The 4,917-nt window shown below is 63.7% G+C and carries 3 protein-coding genes and 1 pseudogene; all 4 read left to right on the top strand.

The genetic code is table 11. From position 1 onward, the window contains the following. Positions 1–146 precede the first annotated feature (146 nt). Positions 147–1,931: pseudogene (locus tag AC1Y2B_RS23295) on the top strand (strawberry notch C-terminal domain-containing protein); the annotation flags it as partial. Between the two features lie 16 nt (positions 1,932–1,947). Then, positions 1,948–2,979, top strand: a complete 1,032-nt coding sequence (locus AC1Y2B_RS23290) for a DUF7146 domain-containing protein (RefSeq protein ID WP_482255509.1) — start codon at positions 1,948–1,950, stop codon at positions 2,977–2,979. 366 nt (positions 2,980–3,345) lie between these two features. Further along, positions 3,346–4,281: a DUF2493 domain-containing protein gene (locus AC1Y2B_RS23285; RefSeq protein WP_482255508.1), complete on the top strand. Its 936-nt coding sequence runs from the start codon at positions 3,346–3,348 to the stop codon at positions 4,279–4,281. A gap of 206 nt (positions 4,282–4,487) precedes the next feature. Then, positions 4,488–4,775, top strand: coding sequence for a hypothetical protein (locus AC1Y2B_RS23280; RefSeq protein ID WP_482255507.1), 288 nt, complete (start codon positions 4,488–4,490; stop codon positions 4,773–4,775). Positions 4,776–4,917 lie beyond the last annotated feature (142 nt).

The following is a 4,917-nucleotide window of genomic DNA, read 5'->3' as shown; positions in this document are numbered from 1 at the left end:
AGTTGGAGGGGGAGGTCATGTCGGGGTGTCCTTCTGCGGTTGAGAGCAGAGGCATCATGATTATGCCGAGTGGAGATCCAAAAATGAAACATCATATCAACGACATGAAGCGACGCGCTCTGCATAACGCGGACGCGGCATATTGTGTCCTGGACTACCTCGCCCATTCCTTCCCGGTGCAGCTCTACGAGCCCTTCACAGACAGTGAGGGCAATCTGTCGTCTCGCCCTGTGGTGCGTGACGGCCAACCGGTCGAATGCCGCGAGGCCGTCCGCAGGCGCGACGCGCTGATCGAGAAGCTGGCGTCGCTGCCGCCCGTGCCGGGGGCGCTCGACCAGATCGTCCAGCGCTTTGGCACCGATCTCGTGGCAGAAGTCACAGGCCGCTCGCGCCGTATCGTGCGCAAGGGAGATGGTCCTGCAGCGCGGCTCGTCGTGGAAAACCGGGCGGGTTCAGCCAACCTCGCGGAAACCGCCGCCTTCATGGATGACCAGAAACGCATCCTGATCTTCTCGGATGCCGGCGGCACGGGGCGGAGCTATCACGCCGATCTCGGCGCGAAAAACCAGCGCCTGCGTGTCCACTACCTCCTTGAGCCCGGATGGAAGGCCGATGCCGCGATCCAGGGCCTGGGCCGCACCAACCGCACCAACCAGGCACAGCCGCCCCTGTTCCGGCCGGTGGCCACGGATGTGAAAGCGGAGAAGCGGTTCCTGTCGACAATCGCGCGCCGACTCGACACGCTCGGGGCCATCACGCGGGGTCAGCGCCAGACCGGGGGGCAGGGGCTGTTCCGCCCCGAGGACAACCTCGAGTCGCCTTACGCCCGCGATGCGCTGCGCCAACTCTATCGCCGGATCTATCGCGGCGATGTGGCGGGCTGCTCGCTCGGGGTTTTCGAGGATGCCACTGGCCTCAGCCTGACCGATGACAATGGCCTCAAGGACGACCTGCCCCCGATCACGACCTTCCTCAATCGCCTGCTGGCGCTGACGATCGACATGCAGGCCGTGCTCTTCTCGGCCTTCGAGGACTTGCTTGATCAGCGCATCGAGGGGGCCATTGCTGCCGGGGTCTATGATCTCGGGCTCGAGACGCTTCGAGCTGAAAGCTTCCGCGTCACGGACGCCCGGGTGATCTACGCCCATCCCGGCTCTGGCGCAGAAACCCAGCTTCTGACCATCGCGGAAAAGCGCCGCAACGCGCCGACCTCGCTGGCCGATGCGCTCGACTGGCTGGATGACCCGAAGGCGCGGCTTTTGGTCAACAGCCGCTCTGGCCGCGCTGCGGTGCAGGTGCCCGCCACCAGTCTGATGCTGGACGACGGCACTATCGAGCCCCGCCTTCGGTTGATCCGTCCGACCGAGGCCAGCACCCTGCCTGCCAAGCTGATGGAGGATACCCACTGGCTGGAAGCTGATCGTGCCGCCTTCGCCGCCGCCTGGACGGCCGAACTGGCCGAAGTGCCGGAGTTCTCGGAATCCACGCTCCACATCGTGGCGGGCCTTCTCCTGCCGATCTGGAAACAGCTCCCGCAGGACGAAACCCGAGTCTACCGGCTCCAGACCGATGACGGTCAGCGCATCATCGGCCGCCGTGTTTCGCCCGCATGGGTTGCGACAACTTTGGCAGCCGATGCGCCGAAGTTGTCGGCAGCGCAGATCCATTCCCTCGTTCTTGAAGGCAAGACCGTCGTGCGTCTGGCCGAGGGGATGGAGTTGCACCGGTCCCGCGTCATGGGTGTGAACCGGATCGAGATCTCTGGGTTCACCGAAGCCCAGAAGGATCGCCTCAAGGCGGATGGGCTCTTTTCGGAGATCATCGCCTGGAAACTCAGACTCTTCTGCCCGACAGATTTGGCCGGTGTCGCCATTTGCGGGTCCCTCCTTGCGCGGTTTCCGATCCTCGCCCTACAGCCCCGGCATGGCTAAAGTGAGATTGTCCCCCATGTCCTTGGAAACCGAAGAAATCCTGCGCGACCTTGCGCAAAATGCCGAAAATGTCTGCCGTCACTACCTTCCCGCCGGGCGGCGGGAAGGGTCCTACTGGATCGTCGGCGATCTGCAGAATAACCCCGGTCGGTCGCTCTTCGTGCGGCTGACCGGCCCCACATGTGGGCTTGGGGCGAGCGGTCGTTGGTCCGACGGCGCGACCGGTGAATACGGCGACCTGCTCGATATCATCCGCGAACGGACGGGGATCACCCGCTTTCCAGATCTTCTCGCGGAGGCGCGTGCCCATCTTGGTCGTCCGGCGCCGGTTCTCCCCGATGGCCCTTCCCCGAGAAAATCTAAGACCCCCGGTGGCACGCCAGAGGCAGCGGCGCGTTTGTTTGCGGCCTCGGTCTCGGTCCCAGGCTCGCTTGCGGAAACCTATCTCCGCTCCCGGGGCATCACCCTTGGCGGCAAGGCGAGCGCCCTTCGCTTCCACCCGAAGTGCTGGCATCGGGATGAGGGCCAGACCAAGAGCATTCCCCGACCGGCACTGATCGCTGCGGTCACCGATGGGGCAGGGGCCTTGCAGGGTGTGCATCGCACCTGGCTTGCGCTTGACGGTCGAGGCAAGGCTTCTGTCGAGACACAGCGGCGGGCCATGGGTCACATTCTCGGCAATGCCGTCAGGTTGACCCCGCAGGATGACATCCTCGTTGTCGGCGAAGGTATCGAGACCATGCTGTCAGTTCATGAGGCCGCCCCCGGCTTTCCTGTCTGGGCAGCTCTCTCGTCGGGTCACCTCGGAGCCGTCCTGTTGCCGGAGGGGTTGCGGCGCCTCTACATCGCCATCGACCGCGATCCGGCGGGGCAGCGTGCGGCGGAAAGGTTGACCGCCAGAGCAAATGAGGTCGGGATTGCCGTGCAAGTTCTCGAGCCACGGCTCGGGGACTTCAACGATGATCTTCGGGCGGACGGACCGGCTGTGCTGCGACAGCATCTGGCAAAGCAGATCGGTCCCGAGGATCAGCAGCGCCTGGAAATCTGAGCTTCTCCGCGCAAGGGGCGTCTTGGGACAGAGGGGCAGGGGGAGTGGAACCGTCGCAGGTCTGAACCGTCACTTCCTGCCTCGTGTCGGGGCAGCTCGTCCACCCGTCCCCCGAGCGGCCTTCAAGAGATGGGCAGGCGGCCGTCAAAGGGGACGACCCTTCAAGGACGGGGGGCAACTGATTTCCGCCGGCGGGGCTCGCCCCGCCTTTGCATCGCGAGACAAATCAGCCGCCCCCCGTCCTCCTCCACATGCGTTCCGGCCCCGAAAGTGGGGTGAAGGGTCCTCCCCCGTGACGGCTTTCGCAGCCCATGAAGGCCGCGCGGGATGACGCGCGGACCAGACAGGCCCGGAGGCAAGAAGAAGATGACGTTCCAAACCCGCGACGACGCTTACGAACCCAGCCACACCGCATCCCAGACCGCTCATGCGCTTGAGGAGCTGCAACTCTACGGCTACCGCCCCTTTGAAGACGAGCCCGATCCGCGCCCGATGCCCGACGCTGACCGCCTCCGGGGTGCCGTCGCCGACATCTTCGACGCTCTCGTTGCGAGTCTGGCCGACACCCGCATGGAACCCGACCTCGAAGAAGTGCTCTGGGGCCAGGTCAACCTCCTCCACCGCGCCACCGCCCGGATCGAACGGTCGCTCGACGACAACGAGCAGGCGCAGCGCCGCCTCCAGCGCGAGCAGGACGGCTCCGAGGTGAAATCCACCGAACTTGAGCGTCTGACGGCCGAGGGCCTGACCCTCACTGAACGGCGGAACTGCATGGACATGATGCGCGATCACGCCGCTTCCGAGTTCTGGCATCACACGGGATCGACCTGGCGGCCCCGCACCGGTTCAAAGGTAAATCACCAGCACCTGACCGCCGCCCTGATCGACAGCCGCGACTTCCTGGCCGCCAAGCGCCGCGCAGAGACCGAGGTGATGCTGCCCGCGGGCCCCAAGGTCGCCATCACCGGCGGGACCGACTTTAACGATCACCGCCTGATCTGGGGCAAGCTCGATCAGGTCAGGACCAAGTATCCCGACATGGTCCTTCTCCACGGTGGCGGCGCAAAAGGCGCCGAACTCATCGCCGCCAAATGGGCCGAAGCCCGGGGCGTCACCCAGGTTGCCTTCAAGCCGGACTGGGCCAAGCACGCCAAGGCCGCACCGTTCAAGCGCAACGACGCTATGTTGGACGTGCTCCCCGTCGGCGTCCTAGTTTTCCCGGGCAATGGCATCCAGGAAAACCTCGCCGACAAGGCCAAGAAGCTCGGCATCCCGGTGGTGAAGTTCGAGAGGGGGGCGTGAGCCCCTCGGAACTTTAGTAGGATGAAACAGCCCCTATCTGTCGGCCGGTCTCGACAGACTCGGTGTGATCCGAATGCGCGATGCCCTAGGGGTACACCCCAGAGCCTTTCTGATCGACCTGCCCTCGCACTGCGCGCTATACGTTCATCTTGGGAAAATACTGAAGAGTTGTATCGATCAGACGGCGTACAAATTTGAGAGAGTAAATGGCCAAAGCAAATGGCAACGCGCATCGCGAGAAGGCGACAAGATTCTGTTGCGATCGCATCGATCTTGAAAAGCGGCATGCACAATGGGTCAAATTAGCCGGCTTTCACCTAAGGCCTCAGCCATCTTCGGCGATTGTCCGCTGCGGACTGGCGGTTAATGATGCCATTCGAGCGGGTTGGGTCGGCAAGACAGAGTTAGACGACCTGATCGTCGAGATGTTCTTTCGCCGGGCGAATGGTCTGCCGCGAAAGCTAACTCGACAGTTTGTGCCTGTCTATTCGTAATCGACCGATTGCTACCGCAGGGGTTGGCCCTTGACGCGGGCAATGATGTCGGGATCTGTGACGAAGTCCCTCAGGAAGTCGTGCCAGTCTTTGGTGGATCGTCGGGCAGCGGCCAGCATGTCTTTGATTTCGCTGATGCCGT

The organism is Stagnihabitans sp., assembly GCF_964946895.1.
The sequence above is the reverse complement of the archived record's forward strand: the minus strand, read 5'-3'. Positions and strand labels throughout refer to the sequence as shown.